Origin of the sequence: Paraburkholderia sp. SIMBA_053, from assembly GCF_046534895.1 — a bacterium.
In the GTDB taxonomy this organism is placed as follows: domain Bacteria; phylum Pseudomonadota; class Gammaproteobacteria; order Burkholderiales; family Burkholderiaceae; genus Paraburkholderia; species Paraburkholderia caledonica.
The window spans coordinates 733,383-755,544 of the sequence record NZ_JAWRXU010000001.1 but is presented as its reverse complement, the minus strand read 5'-3'; the positions used below and the strand labels follow the sequence as shown (position 1 = coordinate 755,544).

Sequence of the window (22,162 nt, the reverse complement as noted above, 5' to 3'; positions counted from 1 at the left end):
CCGAAATCAACTGACCGGAGCGGATGCAGCAGCGGCTTGCGCGGACGCAACGGTATCTTCGCGTGCGAGAAGCCGCGAGAAGCCGCGCAGCAGTTCGATGAAGCGCAGCGCGGGTTCGGCGAGCGTTTCTTCCTTGCGCGTAAGAATGCCGAAGCCCGCAAGGCTCTTGCCGATCTCGAGCGGCAGCGCAACGAGCAGCTTGCCGCGCAAATGATCGCGCACTACCGACTCCGGCAGCATCGCGACCGCATCGTAGTTTTCCAGCAATTGCAGTGTGGCGAAGATCGACGCGCATTCGGTGAGATTGACCGGCGTGGCAAGTCCTGCACGCGCGAGTTCTTCCTCGAACAACACGCGCGCCGGACTGCTTACCGGCTGTGCAACCCAAGGCCAGTCGATCAGTTCGCGCAGTGTCATGCGCGCGCGGCTCGCAAGCGGATGCACCGAACGCACGACGAGCAGCAAGGTCTCGCGCGCGAGCGGCTCGAAACTGAAATCGTTGTGTTGCAACGGACTCGTCAGTCGTCCAAGCGCAAGGTCGACTTCGCGGCGATGCAGCAATTGCACCACCTGGTCGCTGGTCTCGCCGAGAATGCGCACGTTCAGCAACGGGCTTTCGGTTTTCAACGCGGCGACGGCCATTGCCAACAGATCGGGCGCCGCGCCCATGATCGCGCCAACGGTCAACTGTCCATGTCCGCCGCGTCGTTTGACTTCCAGGTCTTCGGCGAAACGCGTGAGTTCGGCGAGCGCACGCCGTGCGTAAGCCAGCGTGACGACGCCCAGCGGCGTGGGCGTCATGCCGCGCGCGTTGCGCTCGAACAGCAGAAAGCCGAACGCCTCTTCAATATCGCCCAGCATGCGGCTGGCGCTCGGCTGTGCAACGTTCACCGCTTCGGCAGCCTGGTGGAGGTTGCGCGCGTCGTCGAGCGCGACGAGCAGCGCAAGGTGCTTGAACTTGAGCCGATTGACGAGTGCGACAGTTGCTGAGAGTTGGCTCATGGTTGCCGTGCGATTCGGTTTGTGGATCGCCCAATCCCAACTACGGATTGAGATGCTATCGACGCACGAATTATAGTCTTTGCAGGCGCCTCGCCGCGAAGGCGCCAATAACGACGAGACAGCCGCAATGGAGACAATCGCTTTCCGGATGGTGCTCAACCCCGGCATGCGCGAGGAGTACGAGCGCCGTCACGCCGAGATCTGGCCAGAACTTGTTGACGCGTTGCACAACGCGGGCGTGCGCGAGTACCGGATTTTCTTCGACCCCGGCACCGATCATCTATTCGCCGTGCTCACGCGAACCACGCATCACACGATGGACGCGCTCCCCGAACTCGAAGTCATGCGCAAATGGTGGGATTACATGGCCGACATCATGCATACAGCGCCGGACCACACGCCGCATCAGCAACCGCTCGAACAGGTGTTTCGTCTGAGTTCGCTCGGCTGAACTTCGGGCTGACGTTCATGCTGAATTACACGCTTGAAACGACGGAGGCATCGCATGCAGGTTGTCGATTCGCATATTCACTTGTGGGACCTGAAGACGCATCGCTATCCGTGGCTTGAAAATCCCGGCGTGTCGTTTGTTGGCGATGCGCGCGACCTGAAGCACGATTATCTGCTCGCCGATCTGCTCGGCGAAGCCGGGGATATCGATGTGAAGAAAGTCGTGCACGTGGAAGCGAATCACGATCCCGCCGACCCCGTCGAGGAAACGCGCTGGCTGCAAGGCATTGCGGATCGTCATGAATCGCGCGGCATGCCGAACGCGATTGTCGCCGCGGTGGATCTTTCTTCAGCGGATGCGCCCGCGTTGCTCGAAGCGCATGCGTCGTTTGCCAATACGCGCGGCATCCGGCAGATTCTCAACGTGCACGAGAACAGGCTGTTCGACTATGTGGGCCGCCATTTCATGCGCGAGCCGCAATGGCGTGAGAACTTTGCGTTGCTGCGCCGTTACGACATGTCGTTCGACCTGCAACTTTATCCGTCGCAAATGGAAGAGGCCGCGGCGTTGGCGCGCGCTTATGGCGACACGCGCTTCGCCGTCAACCATGCCGGCATGTTCGTCGATCGCGACAGCGTCGCCGGTTACCGGGCATGGCGCGACGGCATGCGCATGCTGGCGGATTGCGAGAACGTCTGCGTGAAGATCAGCGGACTTGCGATGTTCGATCATCAGTGGACTGTGGAAAGCTTGCGGCCCTACGTGCTCGAAACGATCGACACGTTTGGAGTCGAGCGCGCAATGTTCGCGTCGAACTTTCCCGTCGATCGTTTGTTCGGCTCCTACGCGGGTTTGTGGCATGCGTATGCAACGATTGTCGAAGGTGCGAGCGCTGCAGAGAAAGAGGCGCTCTTTTGCGGTAACGCCGAGCGTTTCTATCGCATCTGAAGCGGGTCGCGTGGACACAAGCAGGACGGGCACGCCGTAACGTAAAAGAAGGAGACACGCAGTGCAGCAACCTATATCCGCCGTGCCGAGGCTCGAATTGCGGCATGCGAGCAAATCGTTCGGCCGGGTCCGCGCGCTATCGGACGGCGATCTCTCGTTGTGGCCGGGGGAAGTGCACGCGCTGCTCGGCGAGAACGGCGCGGGCAAGTCGACGCTCGTCAAAATCCTTGCAGGCGTGCATCAGCCGGATAGCGGGGAACTGCTGGTGGACGGCGTCGCGCGCCGCTTCGCCACGCCTGCTCAAGCGCGCGATGCCGGGCTCGCGGTGATCTATCAGGAACCTACACTGTTCTTCGATCTGTCGATCGCCGAAAACATTTTCATGGGACGGCAACCGGTCGACCGGTTCGGGCGCATTCAATACGACGCGATGCGCCGCGAGGTAGACGGACTGCTCGCCTCGCTCGGCGTCGATCTGCGCGCGGATCACCTGGTGCGCGGCTTGTCCATTGCAGATCAGCAAGTCATCGAAATCGCAAAGGCGTTGTCGCTGAACGCCAATGTACTGATCATGGACGAACCGACAGCGGCCTTGTCGCTGACGGAAGTGGAACGTCTTTTTGCAATCGTGCACAAGCTGCGCGAGCGCGACGTGGCGATACTCTTCATTACGCACCGTCTCGATGAAGTCTTCGCGCTGACGCAACGCGTCACCATCATGCGCGACGGCGCGAAGGTGTTCGACGGCATGACCGCCGATCTGAACACCGACGCGATCGTGTCAAAAATGGTCGGCCGCGATCTGGAGACGTTCTATCCGAAAGCGGAGCGACCGCCTGGCGAAGTGCGCCTGTCGGTGCGAGGGCTCACGCGCGTGGGCGTTTTCAAGGACATTTCTTTCGACGTGCGGGCAGGCGAAATCGTGGCGCTGGCGGGGCTGGTCGGCGCGGGTCGCAGCGAAGTCGCGCGTGCGATTTTCGGCATCGACCCGCTCGACGCCGGCCACATCCAGATAGGCGGCAAGCCACTTACGGCCGGCAGTCCCGCTGCTGCCGTGCGCGCCGGCCTCGCGCTCGTACCGGAAGACCGCCGGCAGCAAGGACTCGCGCTGGAGTTGAGCATCGCGCGCAACGCGTCGATGACAGTGCTCGGCCGTCTCGTCAGACATGGTCTCATCACGACACGCAGCGAGACGCAGCTCGCGAACCAGTGGGGCACGCGCCTACGGCTGAAAGCGGGCGATCCCAATGCGCCGGTCGGCACGCTGTCGGGCGGCAATCAGCAGAAAGTCGTGCTGGGCAAGTGGCTCGCCACGAACCCGAAGGTTTTGATCATCGACGAACCCACTCGCGGTATCGACGTCGGCGCGAAAGCGGAGGTGTATAGCGCGCTTGCCGAACTGGTGCGCGACGGCATGGCAGTGCTGATGATTTCGAGCGAATTGCCGGAAGTACTGGGCATGGCCGACCGCGTACTGGTCATGCACGAGGGGCGTATCAGTGCGGACATTGCACGTGCCGAGGCCGACGAAGAACGCATCATGGCCGCGGCGCTGGGACAACCGATTCCACCGTTAGGGAACGCGGCATGATGCGCCATTCTTCGACTCACCCCGCGCCGGTCCAGGCGCCGCCGCCATCCAAGCGCCCGCCGGCCACAGCGGGCGGCTTCGCAGCGAACCTCGCAAAGAGCCGCGAGACGACGCTGTTCGTCGTGCTGATTCTACTGATCGTAGGCACCGCTCTGGCGAGGCCGCAGTTCCTGAATCTGCAGAATCTGCGCGACGTGCTGCTCAATGTGTCGATCATCAGCCTGCTGACCGCGGGCATGACGGTGGTCATTCTGATGCGTCATATCGATCTGTCGGTGGGCTCGACGGTCGGCATCAGCGCCTATGCCGTGGGCAGCCTGTACGTCGCGTTTCCGCAGATGCCGGTGGTCGTCGCCCTCGCGGCGGGGCTCGGCATCGGTCTCGTGGCAGGCGGCATCAATGCGCTGCTCGTGGCGGTGGGGCGCGTGCCGTCGCTCGTTGCGACGCTGTCCACACTTTATATATTTCGGGGTGCAGATTATGCGTGGGTGCACGGCGGACAGATCAACGCCACCAGTCTGCCCGATACCTTTTCGCGGCTTGCGACTGGCACCTTTTTCGGCATACCGACGCTTGCGCTGATCGCGCTCGTCGTGCTGCTTGCTCTCGCTATTTACCTCAAGCAGTTTCGCGGCGGCCGTGAGCACTATGCGATCGGCTCGAATCCCGAGGCGGCGCGTCTCGCGGGCGTCAACGTCGAACGACGGGTCATGGCGGGTTTTCTGCTGTCCGGTGCAATTGCTGGCTTCGCGGGCGCGCTCTGGCTTGCGCGTTTCGGCACCGTCGACGCCAGCACCGCAAAGGGCATCGAGCTGCAGGTCGTCGCGGCTGCCGTTGTCGGCAGCGTCGCGATCACGGGCGGCGTCGGCACGATACTCGGTGCGACGCTCGGCGCGCTCGTGCTGGGCGTGATCAGCATTGCACTGGTCGTGCTGCACGTCTCTCCATTCTGGGAGCAGGCGATCGAAGGCGCGCTGATCGTCGCGGCTATTACCGCCGATACGTTGCTCGCTCGCTCCGTCGCCAAACGCATGATGAGGAAACGCGATCATGGCTAAACCCGATTCCGCGCTGCTCACGCGCAAACGCGAAACGCCGCTGCAATGGGAAGTATTGCTCGTGATCGTGCTGATTCTGTCGATCGCGCTCGGGCGAGTGCTGTCGCCGGTCTTTCTGACCGGTGCGAATCTCAGCAACGTGCTGGCGGATCTCACCGAGATCGCGTTGATGGCACTGCCGATGACGTTGATCATCGTTGCCGCTGAAATCGATCTGTCGGTGGCTTCGGTACTCGGTGCATCCAGCGCGTTAATGGGTGTGCTGTGGCACATGGGCTTGCCGATGCCTGTCGTGATCGCGCTCGTACTGGTTGCCGGCGCGTTGGCGGGCCTGCTGAACGGGCTCGTGATCGTCAAGCTGAACCTGCCATCGCTCGCGGTGACCATCGGCACGCTCGCACTCTTTCGCGGGCTTGCCTACGTGCTTCTCGGCGACCAGGCCGTCGCCGATTTTCCCCCGGCCTATACGGCGTTCGGCATGGATACGCTCGGCGGAACTTTTATCCCGTTGCCGTTTGCGATCGTGATTGTCGGCGCAGTGCTGTTCACCGTGTTGCTGCAGTCCACAGCGTTTGGCCGCAGCTTGTACGCAATCGGCGCCAATCCGACTGCCGCCGCGTTCTCCGGCATCGAAGTCACGAAGATCAGGTTGCGTCTTTTCGTGCTGTCCGGTCTGATGAGCGCGCTTGCGGGCGTGGTCTACACGCTGCGTTTCACCAGCGCACGGGGCGACAACGGCGAGGGCTTCGAGTTGTCGGTGATCGCAGCGGTACTGTTCGGCGGCGTGAGCATTTTCGGTGGACGCGGCTCGATGATCGGCGTGCTGCTGTCGCTGCTGATTATCGGTGTGCTCAAGAACGCATTGACGCTCGACGACGTTTCGAGCGAGACGCTCACCATCGTCACCGGCGTATTGCTGCTTGCATCGGTGCTGATACCCAATCTGGTTGCGCGCTGGCGCGCGGCGCGTGACCGGCGCTTCATCGCGAGGTCCGCTTCTTCTCAATAACGTCATCATCAAACCCGGACAGTACAACGTCCAACTACACGGCAGGAGACACTTCATGTTCAAACCACTACGTCACACCGGCGCGGCGGCGCTCTGCGTTGCGTTGCTCGCGATCAGTTGCGCGGCGCCCGCCGCGGGACTGAAAAACGGCCTGAAGATCGCATTCGTGCCGAAGCAGATCAACAACCCATACGAAGTGATTGCCGACGACGGCGGCCTTGCCGCAATCAAGGAGTTCGGAGGCGTGGGCAAGGTGGTAGGGCCGTCGGATGCCGGGGCGTCGTCGCAGGTGCAGTACATCAACACGCTGATCACCCAGCGTCAGGATGCAATCGTGATTGCCGCCAACGACGCCAACGCGGTCGTGCCCTATCTGAAGAAGGCGATGTCGCAAGGCATCAAGGTCGTCACATTCGATTCGGACACGGCACCCGAGGGTCGTCAACTGTTCGTGAACCAGGCGAACGCGGAAGGCATCGGCCGTGGTCAGATTCAACTCGTGTCGAAACTGATGGGCGGCGAGGGCGAATTCGCGGTGCTGTCCGCGACGCCGAACGCGACCAATCAGAACACGTGGATCAAGTGGATGCAGGAGGAGTTGAAAAAGCCCGAGTACTCGAAGATCAAACTGGTAAAAATCGCTTACGGCAACGACGACGATCAGAAGTCGTTTGTCGAAACGCAAGGTTTGCTGCAGGCATATCCGAACCTGAAGGCGATTGTCGCGCCCACTACGGTCGGCATTGCGGCGGCGGCGCGTTACATCTCGTCGTCGTCGAGCAAGGGCAAAGTCGCGGTAACGGGCCTCGGCACGCCGAACCAGATGCGCGCGTTCGTGAAAAACGGCACGGTCAAGGCATTCCAGTTGTGGGACCCGAACGAGTTGGGCTATCTCGCCGGCTACGCGGCGGCAGCGCTTGCGTCGGGAACGATCAACGGCAAGGAAGGCGAATCGTTCGATGCGGGCAAGCTCGGCAAGCGCACCATCGGTCCGCAAGGCGAGATCATTCTCGGACCGCCGACAACGTTCGATGCGAGCAATATCGACAAGTTTAATTTCTGAGCGCGGCGGTCGGGGCGGAGAGCGAGGTGCACAGGGCGCGGTGCGATACACCGTGGTGCACCTCGCGCATTGTTTGATGACACCGACCTGAATATCTGCGTCTATCGCCTTTACCTTGCTCCGGATCGGAGTTCGCGCCCGGTATGCAAGCTTATCGTCGAACTTCGAATGCACGCGCAAAACCAGCGGACGGCGTCGCGCTGTCCCACACCTTGCCGTCCATGAACGTTCGCGCGTTCTCTTGCGCGGGCACCGCCACCTTGACCTGCGCGGCGGCTTCGCGATAAAGCTGGGTTTGGTTGATGCTCTCCGCGATCTGCGTGTAATCGCTGCGTGCGTCGATCATGCCCCAGCGCTCGAACTGCGTCAGAAACCACGCGCCTTCGAATGCGTGCGGGTAGTTCACCTCGCCGTTGTCGAAGAAGCGCATTGGCAAACCGCGCGGCACGGAGGCAGGAATTTTGTCGCCAAAGCGCGCCGCGATCAGGGCCTCGTCGATGCCGATATAGTCCGGCCGGGCAAGCCAGCGCGCGATTTCAGTGCGATGACCGGGGCCGTCGAGCCAGCGGCACGCTTCGAGCATCGTCTGTACGAGTGCGCGCGCCGTATTCGGATACGCGCTCACAAAATCGCGCCGGCATGCGAGCACTTTCTCTGGGTGATCGGGCCACACTTCGCTCGTATACGCGACCGTTCTGCCGACGCCTTCCGCTTCGGCCATCGCGTTCCACGGCTCGCCGACACACAGGCCGTCGAGCTTGTCTTCTGCGAGCGCCGCGACCATTTGCGGCGGCGGAATCACCACGCTTTCGATGTCGCGCAACGGGTGCACGCCCTGCGCAGCGAGCCAGTAATACAGCCACATCGCATGCGTACCGGTCGGGAACGTCTGCGCGAATACCGGCTTGCGGCCGAGCGTAGCGAGCGCTTTGGGCAAGTTGCCATGTTCGGCGAGTGCATCCGCGAGACGGCTTGACAGTGTGACCGCCTGGCCGTTGCGGTTGAGTACCATCAACACGGCCATGTCGGTTTGCGGACCGCCCAGCCCGAGTTGCACTCCGTAGACGAGGCCATAGAGCGTGTGCGCCGCGTCGAGATCGCCGGATAGCAGCTTGTCGCGCACGGCTGCCCACGAAGGCTGGCGCGACAGTTCGAGCGTGAGGCCGTGCGCGTGACCGAATTCAAGCAGCTTCGCGGCGACGAGCGGCGCGGCATCGGCGAGCGCCACGAAGCCGAGCCGCAAGTGGGTCTTCTCCAACGGCGCTAATGCTGACGATGCGAGGTGACTGGGAGTGTTCATGGACGTGCTTCACTTGAGCGATTCAGCCGACGCGACGACCGCGCGCGCGACCTCGGCGAGCTTGACGCCCTGATTCATCGCGCGTTTGCGCAGCGTTGCGTAGGCGGCGTGCTCGGTGATTTTCTGCTGATCCATCAGCAGGCGTTTGGCGCGGTCGATCAGCTTGCGCTCCGCAAGTTCGTTTTCGACTTGCGCGAGGCGTTCGCGCAGCTGCGATTCCTGCGCGAACCGCGCAAGCGCGACTTCGAGAATCGGCGCAAGCCGTTCGGTTGCCAGCCCTTCGACGAGATAGGCGGTCACGCCCGCGCCGACGGCGTCGCGGATCAGCTGCTGGTTGGCGTCGTGACTGAACATCAGGACCGGGCGCGGAGCGGTCGCGTTCATCACCGCGAGCTGTTCGAGCGTATCGCGCGAAGGCGAGTCCGTATCGATGATGATGACGTCCGGCCGTTCGCTCTGAACCACGCTATGCAACGCGTGCGGCGTCGCAGTGCTGGCGAGCATCTCGTAGCCGAGGCGGGCGAGCGCGTCACGCAGGTCGCCTATCGGCTTGTCGGTATCGGTGACGAGGAGAACACGCAGCATGGAGTAGTGGCAATCGACGACTGACCATCATTCAAGCAACGTCTATGCCATTAACCGCGAAGCCTTTGTACGCGCGGCGTCTCGGGGATTCAACGTAAGCTTGACAACTGAAGTCATGCACCACAAAAGGGCGTGCAAGAGCCATGCACCGAAGCGGCGCGAAAAGAAGCGAGCATGGGGGTACAGCCAAACGGCAGGAGCGCATCAAGCGCGATTGACATCGCAACGATCGTCGCGACGAACTGATGAGATAAAGCGCCGCCGCTGCGCGCCGCTCAGATTCGACTGGAGCCGAACCGGAGAAGGCGCGCGAAAGGCTTCGCGAACTACGTTGCTGCAGGGGCACGCCAGCTAGCCCGAACGGGGCCGCGTGCCGTTCGCCTTAACGGCGACGGAATTGCGAGTTGCTACGGGCAGCGCCGCCACCGCCTGCGCGCTCGTCTTTGTGACGGAAGTTGATCCGTCCTTTGGTCAGGTCGTAGACCGACAGTTCCAGCGTCACGCGGTCGCCCGCGAGAATACGAATATGGTTCTTGCGCATGCGTCCGGACGCGTAAGCGCCAACTACGACGCCGTTGTCGAGCGTCACGCGGTAACGACTGTCCGGAAGTACTTCGTCGACGATACCGTCAAGTTCAAGCAGTTCTTCTTTCGCCATGCATAACTCCTGGTCGATGGGATAAGGGGTGCGCGACGCCTTGCGGCGGCGCTGCATCTGATACGGTTGCCAGCGGGTTCGAGCCCGCCGCTTGCGGCACCGGCTTATGCGCCGATTTATGCGCAGATACTAGTGCCGCGCGTGTTGCCGCGGCTCGTGCCGCTCAAAGATCGGCGACCGACTGGCCGTCCACGCGGCCGTCGATCAGTTGTTCGGCGTGAGCCATGCACGCAATGCGCGCCTTGCCCGTGCCGTCGAACGGAAACAGATACTGCAGGCGGAACACCCGGCCTTCGGCCGCCGCATTGGCGCCGACACGGCAGATGCGCACGGACGCGTCGTAGCCTGCGTCCGGATTGCGGCTCGTCTGACCGTCTGTCGGACGGCGCGGATAGACGAGCGGGTGAATCTCATAACCCTTGTACGTCTTGACTGCTGAGTTCATAAGCATATAAGTATCCTGTATTACGTGGCCGGTGTGTCACGCGTGTTACGCGCGGCACGACTGGCCGGGCAGCGCAGCACCTTGAGGCGCGCCGCCATGGAAAAAGGTTGGCACAGGCCCAATGGGAAGGGCTTGAGCGCGCCGCGCAAAGTCGCGGATTCGATGGAGAAAAAACACGCTGATGTCGCGCGGACAGCGGGTGGGAAGCGGAAACCCGTTGAACAACACAGCTGCACAACTCGCGACGGCTAATGCAGGCGGCGCATTGCCGGAGTGACGGGATCGCCGGCGGGCGGCGGCCGAACAGTCGGGGGTGTTGCGGAGATGCCGCGAAAAAATGCCGGGTTGAGACTGCCAGTGCTGCAAATGCGGAATACGACTATTCCAATATGATGCACTAAATAGGGCTAATTGGATAGCAAAAAGTTCCCCGCACGAACAGACCGCCCGCCCGAAGGGCTTCCGGCGGGACGCCAGAAAGCCCGAAAGAGCGGAAAAGACCGGGAAAGCCTAGGAAAGACCAGAAAAGCCGGTTAGCCGGACGTTTCGGCAATGCGCTTCTGCAATTCACGGGACGCCGCGAGCGGAATGCGCGCGTCGTCCCACGCGGCGAGCCATTCGACTTCCTTCGACGTAAAAATCTGGCCGTGATTGCGCAGCGCGTATTGCAGCGAATCGATGATGTGGTTGCGAATGATTTCCGGCGTTCTCTTGTCGTCGAGCACGGCGCGAAATGCTTCGAGCGTTGCCATCTGCTGCTCCGTGAAGTAGATCGCCTTTTATCGCACGAAAAAATAGCGCTTGCCACGAGGACAAAATTCGCCGCGCTCCGCCGGCCATGCGGGTGGCTACAATGGCGAGTTGCCGGGCGGGCCGCGCATCGCTGGAACTGCCCGATTTTCGATCATTCGCCTTCAACACAGCGCCCTCGAACGCTGCCATTTTCAATGCGCCAGACAACCGTGTCTCCTGTGAAAGACCTGCTGCTCGAGCGTTACGCTCCCATCGCCGACGGCATCGCTGCGCTTTTCTACCCGTGCGCGGAGGTTGTGATTCACGACTTGCGGGATCAGACCATCGCCTACCTCGTGAATAATCTGTCGAAGCTGGAAGTAGGCGGCCCCTCCGTGCTGGACGAAGTGCATTATGCGGCGCGCGGCCGCACCATCGGCCCGTACGAGAAGCTCAATTGGGACGGCCGGCGCATGCGTTGCGTGAGCAACATTCTGTTCGACGACAACGGCAAGCCCGCCGGCATGCTGTGCATCAACTTCAATATTGCGGTGTTCGAGGACGTGCGCTCCACGCTCGATCTGTTTATCCGCGGTGGCAATCTGACCGATGCACCTGCCGAAGACCTCTTTCGCGACGACTGGCAGGACCGGATCAATACTTACCTGCATACGTGGCTGCGCGAGCGGCAAATCGGCATCAACGCGCTCACACGCGAGCATAAGCGTGAAATCGTCGAGGCGCTGCATGCGCAGGGCGCGTTTCGCGGACGCAGTTCGGCGAATTACGTAGCCGCCGTGCTGACGATGGGGCGCGCGACCGTCTATAAAATTCTGAAGCAGATGAAAGAGGGCGGCTGAATCTGGCGCTTTCTCACAAGGACAATTGAATGGTGCAGACCACACGTTACCGGCATTACAAAGGCGGTATTTACGAACTGATATGCGAGGCGACGCTGGAGTCGGATCCGGCTATCACGATGATCGTCTACAGAGCGGCCAATGGCACGATCTGGACGCGCCCGGCGTCGGTGTTCTTCGAGCAAGTGGAGCATGAGGGCGCGAAGGTGCCGCGCTTTGCTGCGATAGAGTGAACGCGCGCCCACCGGACGCATCCGCATCGAGGACCCTTTCGCCGCGCTGTTTAGCGGGATGGCGGGACTTCTGTCGCTTCCGGCGCTTCAATCACCACGTCCGTTTCGGCGATCGCAACGCACGGCAAGATGTAGCCTTCCTGTTTTTCCTCACGGCTGAGTCCGGGCCATTCGATCGTATAGCGCACGCGTCCAGCTGTCATTTTGCACAGACATGTTCGGCAGGTACCGTTGCGGCACGAGCGGGGCAGACGCAGGTTCGCAAAGCCGGCGGCTTCGAGAATCGTCAGTGTATCGGGTGCTTCGAAGCTGCAGCCGAGCGGCTCCACGCGAACGAGAGGCGGGCGGTTTTGATCGGACATCGTGTGAATGTGTTGCTGGACGCGTCACACTTTACACGGCGGATGGAGAACGCGCGGGGCCAATAGGCGGGCGGCGCCGTGAACCGGCCGCCACGCGGTTGCCGACCGCAGTGCGAAGCTTATGAGGCGAACACTCGACGAGCGGCACTCGACGAGCAGCACTCGACTAGCAGCATGCGGCTGGCGGCTCGCGGTGACACGGTCGCAGCGCGTGCACTAAGCAACAACCCCGCACCAACAACCCCGCACCAACAACACCTAATGAGCCGCCCCACCGCGCCGCAAATACCGGTACACCGTATTGCGCGCGAGCCCCAGTTCTCGTGCCGCGGCCGACACGTTGCCGTCGAGGCGCGCCAGCGTCTGCGCGATTAGCGCTGCCTGCCAGTCGTCCATTCGCGAAGGCTGAGGCGTGTGCGCTCTGCCTGCATCGCCTGTCGCATCATCAACGGCTTCGAGGGTTGACGGCGCGTTCTCGTCGGCCGTCGCGTCGTCGCAATCGTGCAGAAAGTCTTCGGGTAGATCGTCGAGTTCGATCTGATCCGTGCCCTCGGCCATGATGCTTGCGGTGCGCAGTACATTGGCCAGTTGCCTCAGATTGCCGGGCCAGCGGCATTGCATGAAGCGCTCGAGAACCGCCGCAGAAACGCGGCGCGGCAAGCCGTCGGCCTGGGGCTGGAGTTCGAGCATCCGCTCGACCAGCGCGGCGAGATCCGTGCGCTCGCGCAGTGCGGGCAAGGTCACTACGAGTCCATTGATCCGGTAGTACAGATCTTCGCGGAAGGTGCCTTCTGCGATCATTGCGCGCAGATTGCGGTGCGTCGCGCACACGATCCGCAGATCCACCGGAATCGCGCGAGTACCGCCGAGCGGCAGCACCGTGCGTTCCTGCAGCACGCGCATCAGCCGTACTTGCTGGGCGAGTGGCATATCGCCGATTTCATCGAGAAACAGCGTCCCGCCGTCGGCTTGCACGATCTTGCCGACGCTGCCCCGCTTTTTAGCGCCGGTGAACGCGCCGTCCTCATAGCCGAACAACTCCGCTTCGATCAACGTATCGGGCAGCGATGCGCAATTCAACGCGACGAACGGCGCCGCGCGCCGCGGCGAATCGTGATGGATCGCGCGCGCGAGCCACTCCTTGCCGGTGCCCGTTTTGCCGAGAATCAAAATGGGAATATCGCGACCGCGAACCTTGGCCACCCGCGCCAGAATCGCGGCCACTTTCGCGTCGCCGGTGTCGAGCGTTTCAAGCGTAGCGAGGGGCGCCGGATCGGCGGTATGCGGCACACCACGTGCACTTTTCGACGCAACGCTGCGCGACCCTTCCGTCTCGCCGATTGACGGCGTCACATAACGCTGCGCGGAATATTCGCCGCGCGCGACGACCCGCACTCCGCTGGGCAACGTAAGCACGGTGTTCTCGCCGGGCGCGCGCGCGATCTGCTGCAGCACGTGGGCGAATGGGACGCCGAAAAGCGCGTGGAACGGTTGTCTCTGCAAAGCGGCGAGCGGCTGGCCGAACTGGAACAACGCGCTCCTGTTTGCCGAGAGAAACGTACCGTCCGCGCCGAACGCGGCAAGCCCTTCGAAGAGCGTACCGATGAATTCGGCGCGCGCGTGGAAGTGCACGCGGACCGCATCGGCGAATTGATTGGAGAACAGATGATTTTCGATCATCTGCGCGGACATGCGCACGAGCGCGAGCGTGTGTTTGTGAAAGCCGCGTGTGTCGCCGCTGACGTCGAGTGCGCCGATGGTGTGCCCGAACGGATCGGCAATCGGCGCGCATGAACAGGTGAGAATACGGTTAGCGTGCAGAAAGTGTTCATCTGCGTGAACGACGGTCGGCTGCGCGTCGACGAGCGCAGTGCCGATAGCATTCGTGCCGCGATCGGCCTCCGCCCACGACACACCCGGACAGAGCGCGACACGGTTCGCCTTCTCGACGAAGTCGCTGTCCCCGAGACTGTGCAGGATCACGCCGCGGCTGTCGGTCAGCAGCACCATGCTTTGCGTGTCGACGATCTGCGCGTGCAGCGTTTCCATGACCGGCAATGCGTGCGTATAAAGCGACTGATTGCGATCCACCAGTTCGCGCAGTGCAAGCCGGTTCAGCGGATGAAAATCCGGCGTTTCCGATGCGCGCAGCCCGAGTTCGACCGAGCGCGCGTGAGCTTGCGCGATGACGTCGGGCCGACCCACGGTGGGCGGCGTTGCAGTGCGATGGGTCAAGGCATGTCTCCGGTAATCGGACAGGCGGGTACATTGCCCGCCTTTCGATGCCGCAGCGCAGCATGCACGCTTGCGGCCCAGCACCGATAGTACAGGACGTCAACGCTTGTGTGCGGCAGGGAAAATACCGCGGCGGCTCGACGCACCGTGCACAATCTGTGCGCGCGCCGCACCGCGATCAGGCAAACAAAAAGGAAAACTTGCGCCGCGCGCGAACTCGTCTAAAGTGAATCAAATCATCCTCGCGGGGCGCGAACTGCGTCCGCATGCGACAGATGACGAGCCCGCGTCGCCAGCATTAGACAAGGAGGAAGAAGCTGAAGGCGCGACCAGCTGCAACCGGCGTGCGCATTACCCATGCGAATCATGCGCAGTGCCCAACTTCCAGGTGACTCCCATGCAGATACTTTTCCCGAACGAAAGTCCTGAATATTCAGGTCGCGAACTCACCCTGGCGTTTCCGGCGCTGGTCGATGGGCAGAGGGTCGAGTGCATGATCACCGCGGAAGCGCTGGAAGATCATTTTGGCGCCGCCTCTCCGCGTCTCGAAGACATGGTGGGCGCATTCGACACGCATCGTGAGCGAATCGAAGCAGCCACGCGGCGCCTCCTGTCGGAAACGAGCGCGCAGTGCGTCGTGCTGCGAAGCGGCTATGTGCGCTTTTATGAAGCGAACTGGCGTGCCTGAGGAGAGCGGCACGCCGGGCCTGGTGTGAACTTATTCGCTGCCTAGATAGAAGTAGCGGAACAGAAAAATCGCGGCGATGATCCACACCACCAGCTTCACCTGACGCGCGCGGCCCGTGAGCAGCTTCAGCCCCGCATACGAGATGAAACCGAACGCCACGCCATTTGCGATGGAGTAGGTGAACGGCATCAGCAATGCGGTGAGCGCGGCCGGTACGACTTCGGTTGCGTCGTCCCACGGCAGGTCAACCATTTCGCGCAGCATCAGGCACGACACGTAGAGCAGCGCCGGCGCCGTCGCGTAACCGGGCACCACGCCCGCGAGCGGCGCGAAAAACAGCGCCGCGAGGAACAGCACGGCCACGGTAATCGCGGTGATGCCGGTGCGCCCGCCTGCCTGGACGCCCGACGCGCTCTCGATGTAAGCAGTGGTGGACGATGTGCCCAGCATCGAGCCGGCCAGAATGGCCGTGCTGTCAGCGAGCAGCGCGCGGTTCAGGCGGTGCATCTTGCCTTCCACCAGCAAGCCCGCGCGATTGGCCACGCCCATCAACGTGCCGGTTGCATCGAACAATTCGACGAGGAAGAACACCAGAATCACGTTCAGCACACCGGTAGACAATGCGCCGCGAATGTCGAGCTGGAACAGTGTCGGCGAAATTGACGGCGGGGCCGAGACGATGCCGTGAAACTGGTTGCCGCCGAAGAAAAAGCTCAGCACCGTCACGCCGACAATGCCGATCAGAATTGCGCCGCGCACGCGTAGGTAGTCGAGCGTGACGATGGCAAAGAAGCCGATGACCGCGAGCACCACATGCGGGTTATGCAGATCGCCAAGCGTGACGAGCGTGGCCGGATTGCCGACCACTACGCCGGCCGTCTTCAGCGAAATGATCGCGAGAAAGAGGCCGATGCCGCCGGTAATCGCAATGCGTATGGAGTGCGGAATTCCGGTGACGATCACTTCGCGCACGCGAAACAGCGTGACCACGAGGAACAGGCAACCGGAAATGAACACTGCGCCGAGCGCGGCTTGCCACGTGAAACCCAAGCCCTTGACCACGGTGTACGCGAAGTACGCGTTCAACCCCATGCCGGGCGCGAGCGCTATCGGGTAGTTCGCATAAAGGCCCATGATCAGCGAGGCCAGCGCCGCGACCAGACAGGTCGCAACGAACACGGCGTCTTTCGGCATCCCTGCGTCGCCCAGAATTGCCGGGTTGACGAAGATGATGTAAGCCATGGTCAGAAAAGTCGTCAGGCCGGCCAGCACTTCCGTGCGCAGGTTCGTGCCGGCCGCGTCGAGGCCAAAGTAGCGTTTTATGGAATCCATATGGCGGGTCTCTCGTCGTAGGGGCGAGATGATACCTTGCCAGCGCCCCCGCCGGAGCCGCAAGCGAATTTACGATGTCGCGCCGAGATGGCCGGAGATGGCCGTGATGGCCGAAGCCGGATTCGAGCGAAGAGCGGCAGACCGCGTTCGAGCCACCCGCCGCTCGCGACCGTTGCAATCGCGGGTGCGGGCAGCAGCCTGCCGTTCGGCAGCAAGACGCTTATTGCGTGACGCTCGGCGCCGGCTGCTGCGAGCGCCGTTCGGCGACGATGCTCGCGGCGCGCTGCGCGTTGTACGGGTAATCGATCCAGTCGAGCGGGTCGTAGCCGGCGGCGAGCCACTCGACCAGATCGGCCTTGACCTCGGCGCGCGTCTTCGGCGCGGAGGGGTCGTAAGGCCGTGTTGACGACTGCGCAAACGCGGCGTTCATGCTGGCGGCGGCCAATAGCGCGCCGAGTACAAATCGAAAGAACACTTTCATGACAGGCTCCCTGGGAGCGGTGATAGACGATTCAAACATTTTAGATTTCGCAGGTATCCGGAATAAGGCGTTGCGAGGCAATGCACCGTTTCATCCGGTGAGCGAAAGCAGGGTGCGGGATCAAGGCGGCGGCGGTCTGGTGAGACGCTCGACCACCGCGTTCAGCAGATCGACCGGTAACGGGAAAACGATGGTCGAGTTCTTATCGGCGGCGATCGTCGTGAGGGTTTGCAGATAGCGCAACTGCATCGCCTGCGGCTCGCGCGCAAGCGTCTGCGCCGCTTGCAGCAGTTGTTGCGACGCCTGCAATTCGCCTTCCGCGTGAATCACCTTGGCGCGCCGTTCGCGCTCCGCTTCGGCCTGACGGGCAATTGCGCGGATCATGGTTTCGTTGATATCGACATGTTTGATCTCGACGATCGCGACCTTGATGCCCCACGCATCGGTCTGCGCGTCGAGCACTTTCTGGATGTCGGCGTTCAGTTGCTCGCGGTCCGCGAGCAGTTCATCGAGTTCGTGTTTGCCGAGCACTGCGCGTAGCGTGGTTTGCGATAGCTGGCTGGTCGCCTCGAAATAGCGCGCCACCTGAATCACGGCTTTTTCCGGATCGACGACGCGAAAGTACACGACGGCGTTGACCTTCACCGAGACGTTGTCGCGCGTGATGACATCCTGCGGCGGCACGTCGAATACGACGGTGCGCAGATCCATGCGCACAGCCTGCTGCACGACCGGAATGATAAGCACGAGCCCCGGCCCCTTGACCTTCCAGAAGCGCCCGAGCATGAACACGACGCCGCGTTCGTACTCGCGAAAGATCCTGATTGACGAAGCGATGAGCGCGGCCGCCATCAGGATCAGAATGCTGGAGAAACCAAAAGTGAACCCAATCATGAACTGTCTCCCATGCAGAGCGGTCGACCAGAGTTACCGCTTCAGCCCATCACCCCGATCCCACGCGCACCCTTTGCTCCACCATTCCCTCAACGGGCGCCACGGGCACAACCGTTAGCGTCAGCCCATTGCGCGCGGTAACCCGCACCGCCTGGCCCGCCGCGACGGGAACCGCGCTCGACACCTGCCAGCGCTCGCCCTTGACCTGCGCCCAGCCGGCGGCCATGCCATTGGCCGCGGTGGTGCCAACAGGCAGACCGCCTTCGAGCACCACGCCCACGCTGCCGATCAACCCTTCCGAACCGGTCACGACCGGCCTGCGCCGCGCGCGCAGCGCGAGCCTCGACACGCCGAGCACGAACAGCACGCTGAATACGACGACGGCGGCGATCATCGGCAACGGGATGCCGTAACCGGGCACATCGGTGTCCATCAACATCAACGCGCCGATCACGAACGCGACGATCCCGCCGAAGCCAAGCGAACCGAACGTCGGCAGGAATGCCTCGCCGATCAGAAACGCAATGCCGAGAAAGATCAAACCGAGGCCGACGTAGCTGATCGGCAGCATCTGCATGGCAAACAGACCGATCAGCAAGCTGATCGCGCCGACCACGCCCGGCAGCACGAAGCCAGGATTGGCAAACTCGAAGAAGAGGCCGTACATGCCCAGCATCAGCAGCATCAGCGCGACGTTCGGATCGGTGATCACCGCGAGAAAATGGCTGCGCCAGTCGGCTTCGAGCATCACGACGGGGGCCTGGGCTGTCGCGAGCTTGACGTTGCCGGTGGTCGTCGTGACCGTGCGGCCATTGAGCTGGCGCAGCAGATCCGGCACATCGCGCGCGTTCAGATCCACGACATGTTGCGCGAGCGCGTCGCTTGCGCTCAGGCTCACCGCTTCGCGCACCGCGCGTTCGGCCCAATCGGCGTTGCGCCCGCGCATTTGCGCGAGGCCGCGGATGTAGGCAGCGGCATCGTGGACCTGCTTGCGCAGTTCTGTCGATTGAGTGTCGAGCGGGAGCGCGCTTGCGGCGCCGGTAGCGGCGTCACTTGCCGCGCCGCGCGAAGCGTTGCCCGAAGCGCCGGCGGATGCAGTGCCGGAAGCTGCGCCCGCTGGACCGGCCGGCGCCTTCGGCTGCCGGTCGTCCGTGCCGGGCAAGCCGGGCAGGCCCGGCTTTTCGCGGCCTGGCGGCTCCGCGCCGCCAATGCCCATCTGGATCGGCGTCGCCGCACCGAGATTGGTGCCCGGCGCCATCGCCGCAATGTGGCTCGCATAGACGATGTAGGTGCCCGCGCTCGCTGCCCGCGCGCCGCTCGGGGCGATGAACGTCGCGACCGGAACCGGCGAGCCGAGTATTGCCTTGATGATCTGCCGCATGGACGTATCGAGCCCGCCCGGCGTATCCAGTTGCAGCACCGCGAGCTGGGCGTGGTCGTCGGCGGCGCGCTGCAGGCTGCGCACAATGAAGTCGGCGCTTGCCGGACCGATCGCGCCGCTCACCGGAATCACGACGACGCTATTAGGCACATGCCCGGTGGCGGCCTGTGTAGTGACCGGCGCCGCTTGGGCCGCGAGCGCCAACGAGTATTCGCGCGACGCGAACAGGAAGCCGGACACCCACGCAAGCGCGACCCCGATTACAAACGTCAAAAGCATCCCGCGCGCGGTCATGCCGCGCATGAGCCGGCGCACAACATCGCCGTGGATAAACGGCCGATGCGCGCCGGATTGCCGGAACGGGCGACGCGGATACGTGCTCATCGCTAAGGGCGCCGCGCGCCGTCGACGGGTATCGACCGGCGCGGGCCGACACTCCAGTAAGACTGGCCTGCTGCTTACAGCTTAGTCCGATTCCAGGCGCCGCGTGAAGTCCGCACGCACCGGCCGGTAGTCGGTGGGCCGCATGCCTGTCCATTTGCGGAATGCGCGATGAAATGCGCTCGGCTCGGCGAAGCCTACCGACGCGGCGATGTCCGCGATCGTCCGCCCGGATTGCTGCAGTTCGCCGATTGCAATGTCGCGCCGCAGGTCGTCCTTGATCGACTGATAGGTATGACCTTCCTGTTTCAGCCGCCGCCGCATCGTCGCCTCGGCGACGTGCAGGCGCGCGGCCATCTCGTCAGCCGCGGGCCAGTTCATCATGGGCAGCGCGCGCAGCGTCTTGCGAACGCGCGCGGCGAACGAGCCGGGATTACGGTATTTGACGATGAAGCTTGCCGGCGCGTCCCGCAGGAACGGCTTGGCCGACTTCGCCGTCTGGATCACGGGTAGCTCGGCGAATACGGGTGAGAGATCCACGTACGACTCCGGTTGCCCGAATGCCATGTCGTCGCAGAACATGAGCCGGTACTCGTGCGCAGCGGGAGGTTCCGCGCAGCGAAAGCGCGCCTCGATCAACGGTATGCGGCGTCCGACGAGCCAGCACAGGAGCCCGTAGACGACGATGAAATACGTCGCGTAAGCGAACATCGCAGGCGGCTTCGCGCCTTTGCGTTCGACGAAGCGTAGCCGCACGCGCTGGGCGTCCGTCTCGATGCACGCGCCCAGGTCGTCCAGCACGAGCCGCATGAAGCCAACCGCTCGCGCCAGCGCCTGCGCGCCGTTGCGCGCCGTGAGCGCCGTCTGCGTCATCGCGATGAAGCTGCCGCATTTCATGCGATGCGAGTCCTGACCGAAGAACTCGTCGTCGAGCGCGCGTGCTATGCCCGCCCACAGCGCGCCGTATTGCGCGGACGACACGCGGCTTTTCGGCGACGCCAGCATGGGTGCGGCGATGCCGGCCGCTTCGGCGATCGGGAGCGCGTCGAAACCGCGTGCCCTGGCAAGCGCGAGTGTTTCCTCGACGAGACTCACGGAGATCGTGCCTTTATCGGTCTTCATCGGCGTTTGTTCACAAGCGTGGAAGAGTGGCAATCGCGCTCAACGTTTTCCCTATGGAAATCGACATGGGTCGAGGCAGAGGCCGCGCGGACAGTACTGCATCGTACCAGTATGGCAAATGCGCTCAGACACAATGATCGGGCTGAGCATCGAAGCCGGCGAGTCGCTTGCCTACACTTGGCCCCGAACGCAAGCAAAGGACTCGGACCCATGGACAGCTTCTACACCGAAGAACAACGCATGATCCGCGACGCCGCGCGCGACTTTGCGACCGAGCGCCTCGCGCCGAACGCTGCCCAATGGGATCGCGACGCGCAACTGCCGGCGGACGTGGTCAGGCAAATGGGCGATCTGGGGTTTCTCGGCATGATCGTGCCGTCGCAGTGGGGCGGCTCGTACACCGACTACGTGGCCTACGCGCTCGCCCTGGAGGAAATCGCCGCGGGCTGCGCCGCATGCGCGACGCTGATGAGCGTGCACAACTCGGTCGGCTGCGGGCCGATCCTGAACTTCGGCAGCGACGCGCAAAAAGACCGCCATTTGCACGACCTTGCGACCGGTCGGCGCATCGGCGCGTTCTGCCTGACCGAGCCGCAGGCGGGCTCCGAAGCGAACAATCTGCGCACGCGTGCGGTGCTCTGCGACGGCAAATGGATACTCAACGGCAGCAAGCAGTTCGTGACCAACGGCGCGCGAGCCGACATCGCGATCGTGTTCGCGGTCACGGATCCCGACCGCGGCAAGCGTGGCCTGTCCGCGTTCATCGTGTCGACGGATACGCCGGGTTTCAACGTCGGCAAGCCGGAACACAAGCTCGGCATTCGCGCCTCCGACACGTGTCCGATTTCACTCGACGACTGCGCGGTGCCTGAAGCGAATCTGCTCGGCGAACCGGGCGAGGGCTTGCGCATCGCGCTGTCGAATCTCGAAGGCGGGCGCATCGGCATCGCGGCGCAAGCCGTGGGTATTGCGCGAGCCGCGTTCGACGCCGCGCGAGCCTATGCGAGCGAGCGCATGCAATTCGGCAAGGCGCTGAAAGACCACCAGACCATCGCGAACATGCTCGCCGACATGGCCACGCGCCTGAACGCCGCGCGTCTGCTCGTGCATCACGCGGCGCGCCTGCGCTCGGCGGGCGAGCCGTGCTTGTCGGAGGCATCGCAGGCGAAACTGTTCGCCTCCGAGGTCGCCGAAGAAGTCTGCTCGAACGCGATCCAGATTCACGGCGGCTATGGCTATCTCGAGGATTACGCGGTGGAACGCCACTACCGCGACGCCCGCATCACGCAGATTTATGAAGGCACCAGCGAAGTGCAGCGCATGGTGATCGCGCGTCACGTTTGAACGCTGC

23 protein-coding genes are annotated in these 22,162 nt (G+C 63.0%); 10 read left to right on the top strand and 13 right to left on the bottom strand.

The window, feature by feature from the left end; all coding sequences use genetic code 11:
* Positions 1-6 precede the first annotated feature (6 nt).
* Complete coding sequence (locus tag SB753_RS03460) at positions 7-1,002, bottom strand: LysR family transcriptional regulator (protein WP_408419030.1); 996 nt, start codon at positions 1,000-1,002, stop codon at positions 7-9.
* 127 nt (positions 1,003-1,129) lie between these two features.
* Between SB753_RS03460 and rhaM the strand changes: the two genes are divergently transcribed.
* The 6 genes from rhaM to rhaS all read left to right on the top strand — a co-directional run bounded on the left by rhaM (position 1,130) and on the right by rhaS (position 7,122).
* Positions 1,130-1,453 carry an L-rhamnose mutarotase gene (gene rhaM / locus SB753_RS03455; protein WP_088174007.1) on the top strand — a complete coding sequence of 108 codons (324 nt, stop codon included), beginning with the start codon at positions 1,130-1,132 and terminating at the stop codon, positions 1,451-1,453.
* A 54-nt stretch (positions 1,454-1,507) separates the two neighbouring features.
* Entirely contained in the window at positions 1,508-2,401 is an 894-nt protein-coding gene (locus SB753_RS03450; protein WP_410798967.1) for an amidohydrolase family protein, read from the top strand.
* Between the two features lie 61 nt (positions 2,402-2,462).
* Positions 2,463-3,992 carry a sugar ABC transporter ATP-binding protein gene (locus SB753_RS03445; RefSeq protein WP_410798965.1) on the top strand — a complete coding sequence of 510 codons (1,530 nt, stop codon included), beginning with the start codon at positions 2,463-2,465 and terminating at the stop codon, positions 3,990-3,992.
* A complete protein-coding gene (locus SB753_RS03440; RefSeq protein WP_131318747.1) occupies positions 3,989-5,050 on the top strand; it encodes an ABC transporter permease in 1,062 nt (353 codons plus the stop codon). Before SB753_RS03445 ends, SB753_RS03440 begins: the two co-directional genes overlap by 4 nt.
* Positions 5,043-6,059, top strand: coding sequence for an ABC transporter permease (locus SB753_RS03435; protein WP_088173882.1), 1,017 nt, complete (start codon positions 5,043-5,045; stop codon positions 6,057-6,059). The genes SB753_RS03440 and SB753_RS03435 overlap by 8 nt, the downstream gene beginning before the upstream one ends.
* Before the next feature lie 55 nt (positions 6,060-6,114).
* Complete coding sequence (gene rhaS, locus SB753_RS03430) at positions 6,115-7,122, top strand: rhamnose ABC transporter substrate-binding protein (RefSeq protein WP_027775846.1); 1,008 nt, start codon at positions 6,115-6,117, stop codon at positions 7,120-7,122.
* Positions 7,123-7,273: 151 nt separating this feature from the next.
* On the opposite strand, the gene SB753_RS03425 is transcribed toward rhaS, so the two are convergent.
* The 5 genes from SB753_RS03425 to SB753_RS03405 all read right to left on the bottom strand — a co-directional run bounded on the left by SB753_RS03425 (position 7,274) and on the right by SB753_RS03405 (position 10,862).
* On the bottom strand, positions 7,274-8,422 hold the full coding sequence (locus tag SB753_RS03425) for a CmpA/NrtA family ABC transporter substrate-binding protein (protein WP_410798964.1): 1,149 nt from the start codon (positions 8,420-8,422) through the stop codon (positions 7,274-7,276).
* Between the two features lie 9 nt (positions 8,423-8,431).
* Positions 8,432-9,007 carry an ANTAR domain-containing response regulator gene (locus SB753_RS03420; RefSeq protein ID WP_020066242.1) on the bottom strand — a complete coding sequence of 192 codons (576 nt, stop codon included), beginning with the start codon at positions 9,005-9,007 and terminating at the stop codon, positions 8,432-8,434.
* 382 nt (positions 9,008-9,389) lie between these two features.
* Entirely contained in the window at positions 9,390-9,665 is a 276-nt protein-coding gene (gene infA / locus SB753_RS03415; RefSeq protein ID WP_013343004.1) for a translation initiation factor IF-1, read from the bottom strand.
* Positions 9,666-9,828: 163 nt separating this feature from the next.
* A complete protein-coding gene (locus tag SB753_RS03410; RefSeq protein ID WP_027775843.1) occupies positions 9,829-10,110 on the bottom strand; it encodes a hypothetical protein in 282 nt (93 codons plus the stop codon).
* 533 nt (positions 10,111-10,643) lie between these two features.
* On the bottom strand, positions 10,644-10,862 hold the full coding sequence (locus tag SB753_RS03405; protein WP_020066239.1) for a hypothetical protein: 219 nt from the start codon (positions 10,860-10,862) through the stop codon (positions 10,644-10,646).
* A 195-nt stretch (positions 10,863-11,057) separates the two neighbouring features.
* Here SB753_RS03405 and SB753_RS03400 point away from each other — a divergent pair, with 195 nt between their 5' ends.
* Both SB753_RS03400 and SB753_RS03395 read left to right on the top strand, forming a co-directional pair.
* Entirely contained in the window at positions 11,058-11,702 is a 645-nt protein-coding gene (locus tag SB753_RS03400) for a transcriptional regulator (RefSeq protein WP_020066237.1), read from the top strand.
* A gap of 29 nt (positions 11,703-11,731) precedes the next feature.
* Entirely contained in the window at positions 11,732-11,935 is a 204-nt protein-coding gene (locus SB753_RS03395; RefSeq protein ID WP_020066236.1) for a DUF1653 domain-containing protein, read from the top strand.
* Positions 11,936-11,985: 50 nt separating this feature from the next.
* On the opposite strand, the gene SB753_RS03390 is transcribed toward SB753_RS03395, so the two are convergent.
* Both SB753_RS03390 and SB753_RS03385 read right to left on the bottom strand, forming a co-directional pair.
* Positions 11,986-12,297 carry a 2Fe-2S iron-sulfur cluster-binding protein gene (locus tag SB753_RS03390; RefSeq protein WP_408167026.1) on the bottom strand — a complete coding sequence of 104 codons (312 nt, stop codon included), beginning with the start codon at positions 12,295-12,297 and terminating at the stop codon, positions 11,986-11,988.
* Between the two features lie 258 nt (positions 12,298-12,555).
* Complete coding sequence (locus SB753_RS03385; RefSeq protein ID WP_410798961.1) at positions 12,556-14,532, bottom strand: sigma-54-dependent Fis family transcriptional regulator; 1,977 nt, start codon at positions 14,530-14,532, stop codon at positions 12,556-12,558.
* A 397-nt stretch (positions 14,533-14,929) separates the two neighbouring features.
* On the opposite strand from SB753_RS03385, the gene SB753_RS03380 reads away from it, so the two are divergent.
* Entirely contained in the window at positions 14,930-15,220 is a 291-nt protein-coding gene (locus tag SB753_RS03380; RefSeq protein WP_025597272.1) for a DUF1488 domain-containing protein, read from the top strand.
* Positions 15,221-15,250: 30 nt separating this feature from the next.
* Here the strand turns inward: SB753_RS03380 and SB753_RS03375 are convergent, their stop codons facing one another.
* The 5 genes from SB753_RS03375 to SB753_RS03355 form a co-directional block, all read right to left on the bottom strand.
* Positions 15,251-16,552, bottom strand: coding sequence for an NCS2 family permease (locus SB753_RS03375; protein WP_410798959.1), 1,302 nt, complete (start codon positions 16,550-16,552; stop codon positions 15,251-15,253).
* A 220-nt stretch (positions 16,553-16,772) separates the two neighbouring features.
* On the bottom strand, positions 16,773-17,033 hold the full coding sequence (locus SB753_RS03370; protein WP_408129633.1) for a DUF4148 domain-containing protein: 261 nt from the start codon (positions 17,031-17,033) through the stop codon (positions 16,773-16,775).
* Positions 17,034-17,153: 120 nt separating this feature from the next.
* Positions 17,154-17,927 (bottom strand): slipin family protein, encoded by a 774-nt coding sequence (locus tag SB753_RS03365; protein ID WP_020066230.1) that lies wholly within the window; start codon positions 17,925-17,927, stop codon positions 17,154-17,156.
* Between the two features lie 49 nt (positions 17,928-17,976).
* Entirely contained in the window at positions 17,977-19,692 is a 1,716-nt protein-coding gene (locus tag SB753_RS03360) for an NfeD family protein (RefSeq protein ID WP_410798957.1), read from the bottom strand.
* Between the two features lie 81 nt (positions 19,693-19,773).
* Positions 19,774-20,811 carry an AraC family transcriptional regulator gene (locus SB753_RS03355; RefSeq protein ID WP_410798955.1) on the bottom strand — a complete coding sequence of 346 codons (1,038 nt, stop codon included), beginning with the start codon at positions 20,809-20,811 and terminating at the stop codon, positions 19,774-19,776.
* Positions 20,812-21,021: 210 nt separating this feature from the next.
* On the opposite strand from SB753_RS03355, the gene SB753_RS03350 reads away from it, so the two are divergent.
* Entirely contained in the window at positions 21,022-22,155 is a 1,134-nt protein-coding gene (locus SB753_RS03350; protein WP_410798953.1) for an acyl-CoA dehydrogenase family protein, read from the top strand.
* Positions 22,156-22,162 lie beyond the last annotated feature (7 nt).

Coding starts and splice junctions, on each gene's coding strand:
- SB753_RS03460 (WP_408419030.1), bottom strand. CDS start 1,002: ATGAGCCAACTCTCAGCAACTGTCGCACTCGTCAATCGGCTCAAGTTC.
- rhaM (WP_088174007.1), top strand. CDS start 1,130: ATGGAGACAATCGCTTTCCGGATGGTGCTCAACCCCGGCATGCGCGAG.
- SB753_RS03450 (WP_410798967.1), top strand. CDS start 1,508: ATGCAGGTTGTCGATTCGCATATTCACTTGTGGGACCTGAAGACGCAT.
- SB753_RS03440 (WP_131318747.1), top strand. CDS start 3,989: ATGATGCGCCATTCTTCGACTCACCCCGCGCCGGTCCAGGCGCCGCCG.
- SB753_RS03435 (WP_088173882.1), top strand. CDS start 5,043: ATGGCTAAACCCGATTCCGCGCTGCTCACGCGCAAACGCGAAACGCCG.
- rhaS (WP_027775846.1), top strand. CDS start 6,115: ATGTTCAAACCACTACGTCACACCGGCGCGGCGGCGCTCTGCGTTGCG.
- SB753_RS03425 (WP_410798964.1), bottom strand. CDS start 8,422: ATGAACACTCCCAGTCACCTCGCATCGTCAGCATTAGCGCCGTTGGAG.
- SB753_RS03420 (WP_020066242.1), bottom strand. CDS start 9,007: ATGCTGCGTGTTCTCCTCGTCACCGATACCGACAAGCCGATAGGCGAC.
- infA (WP_013343004.1), bottom strand. CDS start 9,665: ATGGCGAAAGAAGAACTGCTTGAACTTGACGGTATCGTCGACGAAGTA.
- SB753_RS03410 (WP_027775843.1), bottom strand. CDS start 10,110: ATGAACTCAGCAGTCAAGACGTACAAGGGTTATGAGATTCACCCGCTC.
- SB753_RS03405 (WP_020066239.1), bottom strand. CDS start 10,862: ATGGCAACGCTCGAAGCATTTCGCGCCGTGCTCGACGACAAGAGAACG.
- SB753_RS03400 (WP_020066237.1), top strand. CDS start 11,058: ATGCGCCAGACAACCGTGTCTCCTGTGAAAGACCTGCTGCTCGAGCGT.
- SB753_RS03395 (WP_020066236.1), top strand. CDS start 11,732: ATGGTGCAGACCACACGTTACCGGCATTACAAAGGCGGTATTTACGAA.
- SB753_RS03390 (WP_408167026.1), bottom strand. CDS start 12,297: ATGTCCGATCAAAACCGCCCGCCTCTCGTTCGCGTGGAGCCGCTCGGC.
- SB753_RS03380 (WP_025597272.1), top strand. CDS start 14,930: ATGCAGATACTTTTCCCGAACGAAAGTCCTGAATATTCAGGTCGCGAA.
- SB753_RS03375 (WP_410798959.1), bottom strand. CDS start 16,552: ATGGATTCCATAAAACGCTACTTTGGCCTCGACGCGGCCGGCACGAAC.
- SB753_RS03370 (WP_408129633.1), bottom strand. CDS start 17,033: ATGAAAGTGTTCTTTCGATTTGTACTCGGCGCGCTATTGGCCGCCGCC.
- SB753_RS03365 (WP_020066230.1), bottom strand. CDS start 17,927: ATGATTGGGTTCACTTTTGGTTTCTCCAGCATTCTGATCCTGATGGCG.
- SB753_RS03360 (WP_410798957.1), bottom strand. CDS start 19,692: ATGAGCACGTATCCGCGTCGCCCGTTCCGGCAATCCGGCGCGCATCGG.
- SB753_RS03355 (WP_410798955.1), bottom strand. CDS start 20,811: ATGAAGACCGATAAAGGCACGATCTCCGTGAGTCTCGTCGAGGAAACA.
- SB753_RS03350 (WP_410798953.1), top strand. CDS start 21,022: ATGGACAGCTTCTACACCGAAGAACAACGCATGATCCGCGACGCCGCG.